The organism is Levilactobacillus suantsaii, assembly GCF_014069315.1.
GTDB classification, from domain to species: Bacteria; Bacillota; Bacilli; order Lactobacillales; family Lactobacillaceae; genus Levilactobacillus; species Levilactobacillus suantsaii.
Genome location: NZ_CP059603.1, coordinates 1,370,163 through 1,386,211 on the forward strand (window position 1 = coordinate 1,370,163; position 16,049 = coordinate 1,386,211).

General features: G+C 52.0%; 16 protein-coding genes. All 16 read left to right on the plus strand.

The window, feature by feature from the left end; all coding sequences use genetic code 11:
• Window positions 1–104 precede the first annotated feature (104 nt).
• The 16 genes from hpf (at window position 105) to lgt (ending at window position 16,036) form a co-directional block, all read left to right on the plus strand.
• Window positions 105–668, plus strand: a complete 564-nt coding sequence (hpf, locus tag H3M12_RS06320) for a ribosome hibernation-promoting factor, HPF/YfiA family (protein ID WP_129031166.1) — start codon at window positions 105–107, stop codon at window positions 666–668.
• A 279-nt stretch (window positions 669–947) separates the two neighbouring features.
• On the plus strand, window positions 948–3,311 hold the full coding sequence (secA, locus tag H3M12_RS06325) for a preprotein translocase subunit SecA (protein ID WP_129031165.1): 2,364 nt from the start codon (window positions 948–950) through the stop codon (window positions 3,309–3,311).
• 111 nt (window positions 3,312–3,422) lie between these two features.
• Window positions 3,423–4,539, plus strand: a protein-coding gene (gene prfB, locus H3M12_RS06330) for a peptide chain release factor 2 (protein WP_182150521.1) whose coding sequence is annotated in 2 segments (ribosomal slippage) — window positions 3,423–3,494 and window positions 3,496–4,539 — 1,116 coding nt in all. Because the reading frame shifts where the segments join, the coding sequence is not laid out codon by codon here.
• Between the two features lie 123 nt (window positions 4,540–4,662).
• Window positions 4,663–5,820, plus strand: coding sequence for a PDZ domain-containing protein (locus H3M12_RS06335; protein ID WP_182150522.1), 1,158 nt, complete (start codon window positions 4,663–4,665; stop codon window positions 5,818–5,820).
• A 3-nt stretch (window positions 5,821–5,823) separates the two neighbouring features.
• Window positions 5,824–6,528 carry a response regulator transcription factor gene (locus H3M12_RS06340; RefSeq protein WP_318531324.1) on the plus strand — a complete coding sequence of 235 codons (705 nt, stop codon included), beginning with the start codon at window positions 5,824–5,826 and terminating at the stop codon, window positions 6,526–6,528.
• Entirely contained in the window at window positions 6,525–7,931 is a 1,407-nt protein-coding gene (locus H3M12_RS06345) for a sensor histidine kinase (protein WP_129031161.1), read from the plus strand. The genes H3M12_RS06340 and H3M12_RS06345 overlap by 4 nt, the downstream gene beginning before the upstream one ends.
• Window positions 7,932–8,207: 276 nt before the next feature.
• On the plus strand, window positions 8,208–9,095 hold the full coding sequence (locus H3M12_RS06350) for a phosphate ABC transporter substrate-binding protein (RefSeq protein ID WP_182150523.1): 888 nt from the start codon (window positions 8,208–8,210) through the stop codon (window positions 9,093–9,095).
• Window positions 9,092–10,024, plus strand: a complete 933-nt coding sequence (pstC, locus tag H3M12_RS06355; protein ID WP_129031159.1) for a phosphate ABC transporter permease subunit PstC — start codon at window positions 9,092–9,094, stop codon at window positions 10,022–10,024. The genes H3M12_RS06350 and pstC overlap by 4 nt, the downstream gene beginning before the upstream one ends.
• Window position 10,025: 1 nt before the next feature.
• Window positions 10,026–10,910, plus strand: coding sequence for a phosphate ABC transporter permease PstA (gene pstA / locus H3M12_RS06360; protein ID WP_129031158.1), 885 nt, complete (start codon window positions 10,026–10,028; stop codon window positions 10,908–10,910).
• Between the two features lie 51 nt (window positions 10,911–10,961).
• Window positions 10,962–11,750: a phosphate ABC transporter ATP-binding protein PstB gene (pstB, locus tag H3M12_RS06365; protein WP_225423467.1), complete on the plus strand. Its 789-nt coding sequence runs from the start codon at window positions 10,962–10,964 to the stop codon at window positions 11,748–11,750.
• 15 nt (window positions 11,751–11,765) lie between these two features.
• The gene (gene pstB / locus H3M12_RS06370; RefSeq protein ID WP_182150524.1) at window positions 11,766–12,527 is read left to right on the plus strand and encodes a phosphate ABC transporter ATP-binding protein PstB; all 762 of its coding nucleotides are present in this window, start codon (window positions 11,766–11,768) and stop codon (window positions 12,525–12,527) included.
• A 10-nt stretch (window positions 12,528–12,537) separates the two neighbouring features.
• Window positions 12,538–13,215, plus strand: a complete 678-nt coding sequence (phoU, locus tag H3M12_RS06375) for a phosphate signaling complex protein PhoU (RefSeq protein WP_129031155.1) — start codon at window positions 12,538–12,540, stop codon at window positions 13,213–13,215.
• Window positions 13,216–13,390: 175 nt separating this feature from the next.
• Window positions 13,391–13,732 carry a PspC domain-containing protein gene (locus tag H3M12_RS06380; protein ID WP_129031154.1) on the plus strand — a complete coding sequence of 114 codons (342 nt, stop codon included), beginning with the start codon at window positions 13,391–13,393 and terminating at the stop codon, window positions 13,730–13,732.
• Complete coding sequence (locus H3M12_RS06385; protein WP_129031153.1) at window positions 13,733–14,104, plus strand: phage holin family protein; 372 nt, start codon at window positions 13,733–13,735, stop codon at window positions 14,102–14,104.
• Between the two features lie 133 nt (window positions 14,105–14,237).
• Window positions 14,238–15,185 (plus strand): HPr(Ser) kinase/phosphatase, encoded by a 948-nt coding sequence (gene hprK / locus H3M12_RS06390; RefSeq protein ID WP_129031152.1) that lies wholly within the window; start codon window positions 14,238–14,240, stop codon window positions 15,183–15,185.
• Window positions 15,182–16,036 carry a prolipoprotein diacylglyceryl transferase gene (gene lgt / locus H3M12_RS06395; RefSeq protein WP_129031151.1) on the plus strand — a complete coding sequence of 285 codons (855 nt, stop codon included), beginning with the start codon at window positions 15,182–15,184 and terminating at the stop codon, window positions 16,034–16,036. The genes hprK and lgt overlap by 4 nt, the downstream gene beginning before the upstream one ends.
• Window positions 16,037–16,049: the final 13 nt, after the last annotated feature.

Genomic DNA, 16,049 nt, shown 5'->3' on the forward strand with positions numbered 1-16,049 from the left:
TAGCGCTTTCCTTTATAATGAAAGTAAGCAAAGCACTGCAGAAGAGTGGTCCTTCGTGTGCTAAGCAAGCCAAGCGATCTCTTGGCTGAAGGGAGAGAAGTTTTATGCTCACATTTAATATTCGTGGTGAAAACATCGAAGTTACTGACGCAATACGGGATTACGTTGAGAAGCGAATCAGCAAGTTAGAAAAGTATTTCGACAACAACGTCGAGGCAATTGCGCATATCAACCTGAAGGTTTACCAAAACAAGAACGCGAAGGTTGAAGTAACAATCCCACTCCCATACTTGACCTTAAGAGCGGAGGAGACCTCACCAGACTTGTACGCCAGCGTCGATTTGGTGACCGACAAATTGGAACGCCAAATCCGTAAGTACAAGACCAAAGTTAACCGTAAGTCCCGTGAAAAGGGCTATAAGAACTTAGACTTTGCACCAGAAGCAACATCCGAAGACGACCAATCGGCCAATGGCAATGATTTCGAAGTGGTCCGCACGAAGCGGTTGTCTTTGAAGCCGATGGATAATGAAGAAGCCATTCTCCAGATGGATATGTTGGGACACAACTTCTTCATCTATCAAGACGCTGAAACGAATGGTGTCAGCATCGTTTACCGGCGTAATGATGGTCGCTACGGCTTGATTGAAGCCAACGATGAAGACTAGATTAACGTGAAATGGTATCAAGCCTGGGAGCCTGCCCGGGCTTTTTTAGTCGGGTAACGAAATTATAAATCAACTAATTAACTGTCCCGTCACCCAACCGTTCGGCATTTGTTAAATTTAAACTGGCAAATCGCAAATGAAAGCGGTTCAGGCTTTGCGAACCGAAGTGGAGAGTTTCATCTTGGGGGGGATAGTGTTAAAATGTAGGTTGATTTATTGCAAAACAATGGGTAATTTTAAATAGACTAATTAAAACGCAGTACTGAAGGGAATTCTCACATGGCAAACATTTTAAAAAAATGGGTCGAAAGTGATCGACGAACTTTACGACGCCTCAGTAAGTTAGCGGACCAAGTGGGTGCTTACGCTGACGAGTACGCAAAGCTTTCAGACGAAGATTTGAAGGCCAAAACGCCCGAATTTCAAAAGCGGTATCAAGACGGGGAAACCTTGGATGATTTATTGCCTGAGGCTTTTGCGGCTTGTCGTGAAGGTGCGCGCCGGGTCCTCGGCTTGTACCCATTCCATGTTCAAATCATGGGGGGAATCGTGCTTCACGAAGGTAACATCGCCGAAATGAAGACTGGTGAAGGGAAGACCTTGACGGCGACCATGCCCGTGTACCTGAACGCCTTAGCAGGCAAAGGGGTCCACGTGGTCACGGTCAACGAATACCTGTCCGCACGGGACGCCACGGAAATGGGTGAACTGTACAACTGGATGGGCTTATCCGTTGGGTTGAACTCCGCCGAAAAGACGCCAGATGAAAAGCGGGAAGCTTATAACGCTGACATCACGTATTCCACCAACGGGGAAATCGGGTTCGATTACCTGCGGGACAACATGGTGGTCTACAAAGAAGATATGGTGCAACGGCCACTAAACTTCGCCATCGTCGACGAAGTGGACTCCATCTTGATTGATGAAGCCCGGACGCCGTTGATCATTTCGGGGCAATCCGAAGGAACTAGTCAGCTCTACAAACGGGTCGACCGGTTCGCTAAGACCTTGCACGAAAAGGAAGACTTTAAGATCGACCTGGAATCCAAGACCGTGTCCTTGACGGATACCGGGATTGAAAAGGCCGAAAAATACTTTAATTTGAAGAACTTATACGACACGGACAACACCGCGTTGACCCACCACATGGACCAAGCCTTACGGGCGAACTTTATCATGTTGCGGGATAAAGACTACGTGGTTCAAGACGGCGAAGTCTTGATCGTTGATTCCTTTACTGGCCGGGTCATGGAAGGCCGGCGGTACTCCGATGGGCTGCACCAAGCCATTGAAGCCAAGGAAGGCGTCGAGATTCAAGAAGAGACCAAGACCATGGCCAACATCACGTACCAAAACTTGTTCCGGATGTACAGTAAGTTAGCCGGGATGACCGGGACGGCCAAGACCGAAGCCGAGGAATTCCGGGAAATCTACAACATGGAAGTCATCTCCGTGCCGACCAACAAACCGGTCGTGCGGGTTGACCATCCGGATGTGTTGTACCCGACTTTGGAAGCTAAGTTTGACGCCGTTGTCAAGGAAATCGCGGCGCTTCATAAGAAGGGCCAACCGATGTTAATCGGGACCGTGGCCGTGGAAACGTCCGAATACCTGTCGCAACGCTTAGACCAAGAAAAGATTCCGCATGTGGTCTTAAACGCCAAGAACCATGCGCGTGAAGCCGATATTATTCAAAACGCCGGTCAACGGGGCGCCGTCACCATTGCCACCAACATGGCTGGACGGGGGACCGATATCAAGCTCGGACCCGGCGTGGTTGAATTAGGTGGTTTAGCCGTGATTGGGACGGAACGGCACGAGTCCCGGCGGATTGATAACCAGCTGCGGGGCCGTTCTGGTCGGCAGGGTGACCCGGGTCTGACCCAGTTCTACCTGTCGCTGGAAGATGACTTGATGCGGCGGTTCGGTTCTGACCGGGTCAAAGACTTCTTACAACGGATGAACGTTGACGGCGAAGACGCCGTTATCCGTAGCCGGATGATCACCAAGCAGGTGGAATCTGCGCAAAAGCGGGTTGAAGGGAACAACTATGATTCCCGGAAGAACGTCTTGCAATACGATGACGTGATGCGGCAACAACGGAACGTCATCTACGGTGAACGGAACCAAGTCATCCAGGAAGAAAAGTCCCTGAAATGGGTCTTGATGCCGATGATCAAGCGGACCGTCAGCCGGGTCGTTAGCTTGCATACACAGGGTGACCAAGCTGATTGGGATTTGGATACCTTGCTCGACTTCGGGATTTCAGCGATGGTTTCGCCCGACCAAATCAGCCTGGCTGGTTTGAAGGACAAAACCGCGGATGAAATCGTGGACTTCTTCATGGACTTAGCCAATAAAGTTTACGATGATAAGTCCAAGCAACTTTACGATCCCGCACAAATGCTTGAATTTGAAAAGGTCGTGCTGTTGCGGGTCGTAGATTCGCACTGGACCGACCACATCGATGCGATGGACCAGTTACGACAATCCATCGGCTTACGGGGTTACGGTCAATTGAACCCGTTGGTTGAATACCAACAAGACGGGTTCCGGATGTTCGAAGAAATGATTTCCGACATCGAATATGACACGACGCGGTTGTTCATGAAGTCTGAAATTCGACAAAACATTACGCGGTAAAGACCGTGTGACGCGCTTAATAGGAGCGTTTGAACAGGGACCTGGGGACGTTGTCCCGGGTCCCTGTTTGGTTATCACCACCAAAAATCACCTTAAAAAGGAGCCAACAAAATGGAATTAACGGATGCTAAACACGCCATTGAAACCATGAAAACACAATTAACCGGCTTTAGGAGGTCACTTTGACTTCGATGCGCTGAACGAGAGCATCAGTGTCAACGAAGGCCAAATGGCAGAGCCAGGATTCTGGGACGATCCGCAACAGGCCCAAAAACTGATCGATGCCACCAACGAGATGAAGCAAAAAGTCGGCGCTTTTCAGAAATTGTTCGACCAAGTTGCCGATTTGGAGGTTGCCATCGACCTTCTGAGTGAGGAACCGGACGACGATATTCAGGCCGATTTCAACCAGAATTTTGCTAAGACTCAGGCGGCTTTGCGGCAGTACCGGTTGAACTTGTTATTGAACCAGAAGTACGATCGCAACAATGCCATTTTAGAAATTCACCCGGGGGCCGGGGGAACAGAATCGCAAGACTGGGGCTCAATGTTGATGCGGATGTACACCCGCTGGGCCGAACAGCACCACTTCAAAGTTTCCGTCTTAGACTACCAAGCGGGGGAAGTGGCCGGCTTGAGTAGTGCGCCCCTGTTGATTGCCGGCCACAACGCTTACGGGTATTTGCGTTCCGAAAAGGGCGTGCACCGGCTGGTCCGAATCTCGCCATTTGATTCCGCGGGGCGGCGGCACACCTCATTTGCATCGGTAGATGTGTTACCGCAACTAGATGATTCGGTCGATGTGGAGATTAACCCCGCCGACTTGAAGGTCGACGTGTACCGGGCTTCCGGAGCTGGAGGCCAACACGTCAATAAGACCTCGTCAGCCGTGCGGATTACCCATCTGCCCACGGGCATCGTGACGCAAAGTCAGGCCCAACGGTCGCAACTCCAAAACCGGCAAACGGCACTGTCCATGTTGCGGGCCAAACTGTACGAACTGGAAGAAGAGAAGAAGGCTAAGGAAAAGGCGGCTTTGGAAGGTGTCCAGATGGATATTGGTTGGGGGTCGCAGATTCGCTCCTACGTCTTCCACCCGTACACCATGGTCAAAGACCACCGCACCAACCACGAGACGTCGCAGGGCCAAGCCGTTATGGATGGCGACTTAGACCCGTTTATCGATGCTTATTTGCAGTGGCAATTGAGTCAAAAAAATCCCGACTAGACTGGGAGTCGGTGACACGTCATATAAATAAATTGGTTGAACGGGTAACGCGAATCTGGTGTTACCCGTTTTTAGTTAATGCTATACTGATGTCAGCTAGTTTTTTAGAAAGGTGTCGATTGCATGCGGACTTTATTGGTTGTGGGTAGCTTTGCGTTACAACCCCTGTTATGGTTAGCTATTTTGCGTTCTTGGCTGACCAGTCGCTCACGGGTGGCCCACGAACGGCATGACTTTAGTAGTGCCGTGTATAGTGATCATTATGAATTACGACATATGCTGACGCAGGGCGTCATCCTCGGGGTGGGACTCTCCATTTTGACCCTCATCGTGGGGTTCAGTCTGCCGCTTAACTGGATTCTGATTTACGAAGCGTTAGCCAGTCTTTCCTTACTTATCTTGCCGACCACGGTCTTGCCCATCACCCTTTTAGTGGTGACGACACTATTGGCCGGGGTTCTGGGAAGTAGTTGGTTGCCCGTTTTTGATCTGCAAACGCTGGGACTGAGTACTGCTGACGTGCCCGCAACTAATTTTGCCTGGTTATTTGTGATTGCCTTCTTGGGTTTAGGCCATTGGGTCGCTCACTATGGCGGCCGTTTCGATAGCCCACGCATCTACGCCAAGCAACGGGGCAAGCGAATCGCCGGTTATCCTTGGCGAGAGTTGCTGGTGGTGCCGGTCGTGACCTTGGTTCCCGGGGACTGGTTCGTTCAAGGCGGCTTGTCCTGGTGGCCGATGCTGAACCTACACGGACAGACCTTTGCCGTGTTGTTTTTACCCTTGCTGTTGGGGGTCCGCTTCACGGTCTTTCGGGAAGTGCCTAAAGCGGTTTATCGGCACCTGTCCCGGCAAATTTTGGTGTTAGCTGGCTTAGCGGTAGTCTTGTTGGGGTGGTTGCTGTGGCGACCACAAGACTTACCGATTGGTGTTATCGTGTTGTTAGTTTGTTATGGGTGGTGCTTATGGCAAGCCAAACGCTATGACCACCGGCAATCATTTTGGTATTCTCAGGTAGACGATGGGGTCCGGGTGCTGGCCATCCGACCAGGTACGCCGGCTAACAAACTCGACTTAGCGGCGGGCGACATTATTTTGGAATGCAACCATCGCGCGGTGAATAGCGAAACGGCGTTTTACGAAGCGCTATTGCAAAACCCAACATACTGCCATTTGCGGGTGCGCAACATGGCAGGCGATTTAAAAGTCACGGAAACGGCCATTTATTCCGGGGCGCCACACGAAATCGGAATTGTTCTATTCAGAGATCAGGAGGGGTAAATCATGAGTAGAGTGCTAGTCGTGGATGATGAGCCGTCAATTGTGACGCTGTTACAGTATAATTTGGAACAAGCAGACTATCAGGTGGTCACGGCCATCGATGGCGAACAGGCGTTACAGTTGGCGGAACATGAGAATTTTGATGTCATTTTGTTAGATTTGATGCTGCCGAAGTTAGACGGGGTTGAGGTGACCAAACGGTTACGTCAGGAAAAAATCCAGACACCGATTATTATGATCACCGCCAAGACTAGTGAGTTCGATACGGTCGTGGGCTTAGAGTTAGGTGCGGATGATTACATCACCAAACCATTCAGTCCACGCGAAGTGTTGGCACGAATGAAGGCGGTCATGCGCCGGTACCACGAAGATGACCACCCGCAGCAACCTACGGAAGCGGGCAACGTGATCCAGATTGCGGGGTTGAGCATCGACCAGGACAAGTTCCAGGTCAAGCGTGGTCAACAACAAATTGAATTAACGCCCAAGGAGTTTGAACTGTTACTCTTCTTTGCCAAACGTCCTGGCAAGGTCTGGAGTCGTGAGCAACTACTCGAAGGGGTTTGGGGCTTCGACTACAGTGGCCAAACGCGGATGGTCGACATCCACGTGTCCCATTTACGGGAAAAAATTGAGACCGACCCCAAGCATCCTAGCTTGCTGAAAACGGTGCGGGGCTTTGGTTACACCTTCGAGGCGGTGCCATGAGCCGCCAATTCACTTGGGGGAGCGCCATTGTTTTATTGAGTTTGAATACGTTATTGGTGTGGGGGTTACGCCCCGATAACAGTGGCTGGGCGCTGGTCATTGGCTGGTCGTTTGCTGCCATCGAATGGGGCTGTTTATTGTGGGTCCAGCGTTGGGCGCAGCAACGAATCAATATTTTGACCAAAAAAGTTCAGCAAATGCGTCACGCTGAGGCCCTGGCCCACGTGTTGCTGTCGCCCCACGACCCGTTCTACCAGTTGGCCTTACAGATCAATTACTTACAGACCCAGCAACGCAAGTTCCACCGTAAGATGGCGGGGCAGAATCAAGAATTCGCGACCTTGCTGGATTATTTGCCGATTGGGGTCATGGTGATTGACCGCTACCGCAAGGTGGAATTGGCCAACCCAGCAATGGAGCAATTCTTGCAACAACGTATCTCGCCACGACGTCACCTGTTTACGCAAGACGTCCGCCAGTTCGAACTGGCAAGTTTGATCAATAAGGCGTTGTCCGAGCGGCAGACCCAACACCGAGTCTTGAAGCTCCCGGGGTCGCCCAACGAGCGGACAATCGACGCTCAGGTAGTCTACACGGCGACATCACAAGACTACTTCCAAGTGCTAGTGTTGTTGTACGACGTGACCGAAGTTTATGCGGTCGAGCAGATGCAGATGGACTTCGTGTCCAATGCTTCGCACGAACTGAAAACGCCAGTCACCGCGATTTCCGGGTTTGCCAAGACGCTGTTGGCGGGTGCCAAGGATGACCCCGAAAAATCGGTGGAGTTTTTACAGATCATCGACCAGCAAAGCGACCGGTTAGTCGAGCTGATCAACGACGTGCTGACTATTTCGCACCTGGAATCGGGGAACGCCGTGGAAATCAATCAGGTTGGCGTGGGTCAACTGGTCGCCAACCAGGTCCACTTGTTGACGCCCCTCGCTGGCGTCAATCAGGTAGCGTTAACGAACCAGGTGCCCGCTGAGTTCACAGCGGCGACCGATCAGCGTAAGCTGGACCAAATCATTAAAAACGTGTTGAGTAACGCCATCAAGTATAATCGGCCGCAGGGAAGCGTTACGTTGCGTCTGAAAACGACCACCACAACTTGGAGCCTCATAATTGCCGATACTGGGATAGGCATTTCACAGTCAGACCAGTTGCGAGTCTTTGAACGCTTTTACCGGGCGGAACTTTCCCATTCCAACCAGCGGGTCAGCGGGAGTGGCTTGGGGCTAGCCATCGTGCGTGAATTGGTCCAAGCCTTGAACGGTAAGCTGGAGTTGCAAAGTGAGTTGGGCCAGGGGACCACGGTGACTTTGACCTTTCCGCGCAAAACGGCCGAGGCCCTTTCGGCGCAACAGCGCTTGGCGGCTCGTAAAACGGAGCTATCTCGATAAGTTGGGGCCTGAGACCAAACACTAAGTGCACCACCTTTAAATGGAATTTCCATTTGCAGGGGGTGCTTTTTTTGCAATTAGTCGGTGTCCATAAGAGATCGAAACGGCAGCCAAAGTCAGTTTGGCCTCCACTTTTAATCGTAATTGACCTTACTTTGCGGGGACATTTACATAACCTTTACAATACGTCTACATCACATTTACATTCACCCGGTATACTAATTCCTGAGATACCCGGCCGGAACGCAACCAACCGGGATAGGAGGGACAAACGGGATGACAAAACGACGATGGTTACAGAGCCTACTCCTCATGATTTTAGTAGCTCTGGGCATCTTTGCTTACCAGACCCGCCAGGTCAGCCATGCAGGTGGATCAATTACGGCGGTAGGCTCCACGGCGCTACAGCCATTGGTTGAAGCGGCTGGCGAGCAATATGCCGGCGACCACCTGGGGACGTTTATCAACGTTCAAGGCGGTGGGACCGGGACGGGGTTGAGCCAGATTCAAGAAGGCGCCGTGCAGATTGGTAATTCGGATTTATTTGCGGCGGAACAAAAGGGAATTCGGGCGAAAGGCCTGGTCGATCACCGCGTGGCAGTCGTGGGCATCACGCCCATCGTGAACCGTAAAACGGGGATCACCCAATTGACGACCAAACAATTAGTCGCTGTCTTTACCGGCAAAGTGACCAACTGGAAACAAGTTGGTGGGAAAGATGTGCCCATCGTGTTGATCAATCGGGCGCAAGGCAGTGGGACCCGGGCGACTTTTGAACAGTTCGGGTTAGCCGGTCATCGTTCCAAGACCGCTCAAGAACAAGATTCTTCGGGAATGGTCCGCCAAATCGTGGAGACCACGCCGGGGGCCATCAGTTACGTGGCCTTTTCCTACGTGACCAAGGGTGTCCAGGCTGTGGCGTTGAACCACGTGGCTCCGACCGAAGCTAACGTCATCAATAACCGCTGGAAAATTTGGTCGTACGAACACCTCTACACGAAGGGACAGCCCACGGGACTGACCAAGGATTTTATCAAGTACGTCCAATCGCCGGCCATTCAAAAAACACTGGTCCGGCAATTGGGTTACTTGTCACCTAGCCAGATGCACGTCGAACGGGACGTGCACGGCCAAATCACAAAGATTGGAGGCCAGCACTCATGACCAAATCACCGGAACAGCTCGAACACGAGTTAAAACGTCGCTCGAAGGCGGCTAAGCTGGAAATCTGGGGGCGGGTCGTGAGTTTTACCGCACTGATTATCATCGCGGCCGTGGTGGTTGCGATTATCGGTTTCGTGGCATCCAAAGGATTGGCAACTTTCACCACTAATCACGTGAATTTATGGTCGTTTTTAAGTGGGAAAGATTGGAACCCCAGCATTACCGATGCCCACGGCAAGCCCGAAGTTGGGGCTTTGTCGATGATCGTCGGGTCATTTCTGATTACGATTTTATCGGCGCTGGTGGCGACCCCGTTTGCCATCGGGACGGCCGTCTTTATGAATGAAATCTCGCCAGGCAAAGGCGCTAAGATCCTCCAACCCGTAACCGAACTACTGGTGGGGATCCCCTCCGTGGTTTACGGGTTCATTGGATTGAGCGTCATCGTACCTTTTACTCGCGCAACCTTTGGTGGTAGTGGGTTCGGAATCTTGTCCGGGACCTGTGTGTTGTTCGTGATGATCTTACCGACGGTCACGTCGATGAGTGCGGACGCTTTGCGGGCGGTCCCACGTTACTACCGTGAAGCCTCACTGGCCTTAGGAGCGACCCAATGGCAGACCATTTACAAGGTGGTCTTGCGGGCCGCGACACCGGGCTTGATGACGGCGGTGGTCTTCGGGATGGCCCGGGCCTTCGGTGAAGCACTGGCGGTCCAAATGGTGGTTGGTAACGCGGCCTTGATGCCACATAGTCTGGTCGACCCAGCCGCAACTTTAACGTCGGTCTTGACCACTGGAATCGGGAACACGGTCATGGGGTCGTTACAAAATAACGCGCTGTGGTCACTGGCGTTAGTGCTGTTAGTGATGTCACTGGTCTTTAACCTGATTATTCGACTGATTGGACGAAAGGGGCGGCTGCAATAACATGAACGCAAAACGACAAAATAAAGTGGCGATTGGAACGTTATACGGCATCGCCGGCCTGGTGGTCCTCATCTTGCTGGCCTTGCTCGGTTATATCCTGGTCAGTGGGGTGCCCCAGTTGAGTTGGCACTTTCTAACGGCACCCGCCAAAGCCTTCACGAAGGGTGGGGGTGTGGGCATCCAACTCTTCAATTCGTTTTATTTATTGATTCTAGCAATGTTGATTTCGTTTCCCATCGCGTTGGGGTCGGCCATTTATCTGTACGAATACGCTAAGGATAATTGGGTGACCAACACGGTGCGGACTGCGATTGAGATTCTAAGTTCGTTACCGTCTGTGGTGGTGGGACTGTTTGGGTTCCTGTTCTTCGTGGTCAAGCTAAACATGGGGTTTTCGATTCTGTCCGGAGCGTTTGCGTTGACGTTCTTCAACTTGCCGCTACTAACGCGGAGCATTGAAGATTCACTGCGCACGATTGACCCACAACAACGCGAAGGGGGGCTGGCACTCGGGCTGTCGCGGTGGGAGACCATTACCCGGGTGATTCTACCAGCCGCCGTCCCCAGCATCTTGACGGGGTTCATCTTGAGTGCCGGGCGGGTCTTCGGGGAAGCCGCCGCGTTGATTTATACGGCAGGGCAAAGTGCACCGGCGTTAAATTTCGCCGACTGGAACCCGTTCAACATCTCCAGTCCGTTGAACCCAATGCGGCCGGCCGAAACGTTGGCCGTGCATATTTGGAAAATCAATTCAGAGGGCATCATGCCCGACGCCAAGGCGATTTCGTCCGGAGCGTCGGCGGTCTTAGTGATTGCCATCTTACTGTTCAACCTGGCGGCCCGTTATCTGGGGAAACGCCTGTACAAGCGGCTGACGTCAGCCTAAGGAGGATGTCGAGAGATGTTTATGAGTAGTGATGTTCAACGGCGTACGGCCATGCAAGAGCGCCACGTGACCCAGCCTCATGAAGCGGGGCACCCCATCGTGCTTGCGACCGAGGACCTCCACGTGTACTACGGCAGTAAGGAGGCCATCTTCGAGGGCGATTTGCAGTTTGCCCAGAATCAGATTACGGCACTGATTGGGCCGTCCGGGTCCGGAAAGTCGACTTATTTACGGTCACTGAACCGGATGAACGACCGCATCGCGACGGTTAAAGGGCGCATCATGTACCGGGGCGTGGATATCAACCAACCCGATATCGACGTGTACGAGATGCGCCGGCGGGTGGGGATGGTGTTTCAACGACCTAACCCATTTGCCAAATCAATTTACGATAATATTGCGTTTGCCTTGCGCTTACGCGGTGTAACGGCTAAAACTAAGCTTGATGAAATCGTCGAGACCTCCCTGCGACAAGCCGCGTTGTGGGAACAGGTCAAAGACGACCTGGACAAGAGCGCGTTGGCGCTGTCCGGGGGGCAGGCGCAACGATTGTGTATTGCGCGGGCGATTGCCGTGAAACCCGACATCTTATTGTTGGACGAACCGGCTAGTGCGCTTGATCCCGTGTCGACGAGTCAGCTGGAGGATACCTTGCTGAAGCTTAAGCAGCATTACACCATCATCATCGTGACACACAACATGCAACAGGCGGCTCGGATCAGTGAATACACGGCGTTCTTCAATCAAGGTCGGGTCTTGGAGTACGACACGACCAGCCAAATCTTCACGAATCCGCAGGTGCAAGTGACGAGTGATTATGTTTCGGGGAACTTTGGTTAGGAGGAGCGAAAAAAGATGACGACGAAAGAAATTTTAACGACGCAAGATTTGCACCTGTATTACGGGAGTAACGAAGCGCTCAAGGGCATCAACCTGAGCTTTGAGGAAAAAGGCATCACGGCTTTGATTGGCCCGTCTGGGTGTGGTAAGTCGACGTATTTACGGACGCTGAACCGGATGAACGACTTGATTCCGGGGGTCACGATTACCGGGACCGCGGAGTTCAAGGGCGAGGACTTATACGCCCCGAATGCGGACACCGTTCAGATTCGCAAGGAAATCGGGATGGTTTTCCAACAGCCTAACCCGTTTCCGTTCTCGATTTATGACAACGTGATCTACGGATTACGCATCGCCGGTGAACGGGACAAGGAAAAGCTCGACGCTGTAGTGGAAAAGTCATTACGGCAAGCGGCCGTGTGGGATGAAGTGAAAGACCACCTCCACGAAAGTGCGCTGGCGCTGTCTGGGGGCCAACAGCAACGGGTCTGCATCGCGCGGGTCTTAGCCGTGTCCCCGGAAATCATCTTACTCGATGAACCGACTAGTGCGTTGGATCCGGTCTCGAGTAGCCAAATCGAAGCAACTCTCTTGAATTTACGCCAAGATTATACGATTATTATTGTAACCCACAACCTCCAGCAAGCATCCCGGATTGCCGCTCGCACGGCGTTCTTCATGAACGGGGAACTGGTGGAAGTGGACCAGACTAAGAATATCTTTATGAACCCGGCAAATAAGCAGACAGAAGACTACATTAGTGGTCGGTTCGGATAGGAGGCAGGCTATGCGGCGATTATTTGATGATGAATTAGCGGAGTTAGACGCAGACTTTACGGAAATGGGCATGTTGGTCAGTGGGGTCATTCGACGTGCGGTCGACGCGTTTCTCGAACGGGACGCTGCGGCGGCCCAACAGATTATCGATGAAGACCACAAAATCAACGAACGGGAAATTGCTTTGGAGAAGAAGACCTTTGAGATGATTGCCCTTTACCAACCGGTGACCTCCGATTTACGGGAAATCGTGACGATTCTAAAAGCGGTGTCTGATTTGGAGCGGGCCGGGGACCATGCCCGTAACATTGCCCATTCGACGATTAAGATGGGTCAAAAACAAAAGGTGTCCGAACTGGAACAGTTGATGGCGAAGATGGGCCAGATGACTACTCAAACGGTCGAAGATGTCATCACGGCTTACGTCAACAAGGACGACCACGAAGCCCGGTCGTTGGCCGACGTCGACCGGCAGTTAGATCACTTGAATCACCAGGTCCGCAGTGAAAGCTACAAGGATATGCGTCAAGACGCAACGTTTGAGACCGGCGCGTCGATTTATCTGAACGTGGCGCAAGATCTGAGTCGCATTGGGGATTACGTCACGAACGTCTGTGAGTGGATCATCTACCTCCGTTCCGGACAAATCGTGGAACTGAATTCGGCAAGTGAAGGGACCGAAAGCTAAGCAATTCTTAGCGAAAACTGAAGATTTTGCCTAGCGGCCACTGAAAACTTGCTTTCAGTGGCCGCTTTCGTTATTCTTTTCCCAATAGGACCGGTTAAAAGTGTGGGCAACAAGTCGCTAAGACAGCTAACTGCTTAGCCGGTCTAGCTAGTCTAAATTTAAGGAGGCCATGACGATGGCAGCAAAAAAACGCCTGGTACGGTCCCGGACTAACCGCCTGGTAGGGGGAGTCTTGGGCGGAATTACCGAGTACTTTGGTTGGAACGCCAACCTCTTGCGGCTGATCTACGTGATTATCACGATTTCAATTCCGTTTGCGCACGTGGTATTAGGGTTACTGGTCTATGTCATTTTAATGACGTTCATTCCGTTAGATGATACGCCGACCAACGGCCCCAATCTGAGTGATCTATTTGGGTTTGGCCGCGGCACACAGGCTTCTCAAAAGCCGGGACGCAAAGTGATTCATGACGTGAAGGAACGTGACGTTCACCATGAGAATAAGGACGGTGATTAGATGCGGTTTTGGTCACGAATTTTAGTTAACGCCATCATCTTTTTGGCGTTAGCCGGATTCTTTCAAAGTTCATTAGCGGGCACCTACCAACACGCGTTTTACGTGTCTGGTGTGGGAATTGCACTCCTGGCCAGCTTGGTTCTGGCCGTGTTGAACACGCTGGTACGACCGATTTTGTTTATCTTGTCGTTACCCATCACCATTTTGACGTTGGGCCTATTTAGCGTGGTGTTGAACGCGGTGATGTTGGAATTGACCTCATGGGTCGTGGGCAGTAACTTTACCTTCGCCTCGTTTGGGGTGACCTTGGTCGTCGCCATCGTGATGGCCCTGTTTAACGCAATCATCAGTGACCATTTAGCCCACCGTTAAGCCTCTAACTGATAAAGCGTTTTCTTGCGAGGGTGACGCTGGATGACGGCGGACTTAATTTGATAGGAGAACCCGAATGAAAGTGCTAGAATTAGAGTAAGTTGATAAATTTGTGTAGTAAGGAGGAGCGTTCATGCCAGAAAGCGTAACTGTTGCCGATTTGGTCAAAGCCAACCGGTTAGATGTCTATTCCGGTCAGGATTATTTGGATCGGCAAATTACGACCAGTGATATTTCCCGTCCCGGTCTGGAACTGACGGGGTATTTCAATTATTACCCTGCCAAACGAATCCAGCTACTGGGCATCACGGAAACGTCCTTTGCCAAGGGGATGAGTCACCAACAGCTCCTGGATGTGATGCAAAAAATGTGTCAGCCGGAAACGCCGGCTTTTGTGGTGTCCACACAATTGGACCCACCGGAAGAATTGAAGCAAGCCGCGGGGGAAGCGCAGATTCCCATTCTGGGGACTAAGCTGACCACGTCGCGGGTCTTGAGTAACATGACCAATTTTCTCGAAGGCAAACTCGCCGAACGGCAATCCGTTCATGGGGTCTTGGTCGATATCTACGGGGTCGGGGTCATGATCACCGGCGATTCCGGGGTCGGTAAGAGCGAAACGGCCTTGGAGCTAGTCAAGCGGGGCCACCGGTTGATTGCCGACGACCGCGTAGAAGTCTATCAACAAGACGAACAGACTCTAGTCGGGGCTGCACCCCCCATTTTGAATCACTTGTTGGAGATTAGAGGGATTGGCATTATTGACGTCATGAACCTCTTTGGCGCTGGTGCCGTGCGGAGTGAGGCGGATATCGAACTGATCGTCCACCTGGAACTTTGGCACGATGATAATCACTTCGACCGCTTAGGCAATAACACCGATACCCAACGGTTCTTTGATGTGGTGGTCCCTAAGGTGACGATCCCGGTCAAAACTGGGCGGAATTTGGCCATCATCATTGAAGCCGCGGCGATGAACTTCCGGGCGCGGTCGATGGGTTACGATGCCACCAAGGTCTTTGACGATAACTTGAACCGCTTGATCAAACAAAATTCACAAAAGGATGGCGGCAAATCATGACGATAACCCCTTTTACGGCGGCCCTAAATCCCATTGCGGTGCATTTAGGCCCGTTGCAAGTCCACTGGTACGGGGTGATTATCGCTTCGGGCGTGATTCTAGCCGTACTCCTGGCCGTCCGTGAAGGGCGCAAACGGGGCATCGACCCCGACGACATCTACGATATGATCCTGTGGGCGTTACCAGCGGCCCTGATTGCCGCGCGGTTGTACTACGTGGTCTTTCAGTGGTCGTATTATAGTCAGCACTTGAACGAAATCGTGGCCATTTGGGACGGAGGAATCGCCATTTATGGCTCGCTAATTGGGGCGGGGCTGGTGGTCTTCTTCTTCTGTCGCTCCCGGTTCATCCCTGTCTGGTTGATGCTCGACGTGGCGGCCCCGACCGTGATCATGGGGCAAGCCATCGGTCGGTGGGGTAATTTCATGAACCAAGAAGCGTTTGGTCGGGTTACCAGTTTGGCGTTCCTGCAGGGGTTGCATTTGCCCCAGTTTGTCATCAATCAAATGTTTATCAATGGGGCTTACCGGCAACCCACGTTCTTGTACGAATCGACCTGGGATCTAATGGGCTTCGTGGTTTTGATGAGTCTGCGGCATTATCCACAACTCTTTAAGCAGGGCGAAGTTTTCTTAGGGTACGTGATGTGGTATTCGCTGGGCCGCTTCTTCGTCGAGGGAATGCGAACCGATAGTTTGATGTTACTCGGCACGATTCGGGTGTCCCAACTCTTGTCCGTGGTGTTGTTTGTCGGCGCCATTTTTATCTGGATCTACCGGCGGCGGACCAATCCGCCGACCGATTACCTAGCCGGTAATCCGTTCCGCGAACGCACAAAACTTTCTAATTAAGGAGAATCGAGAC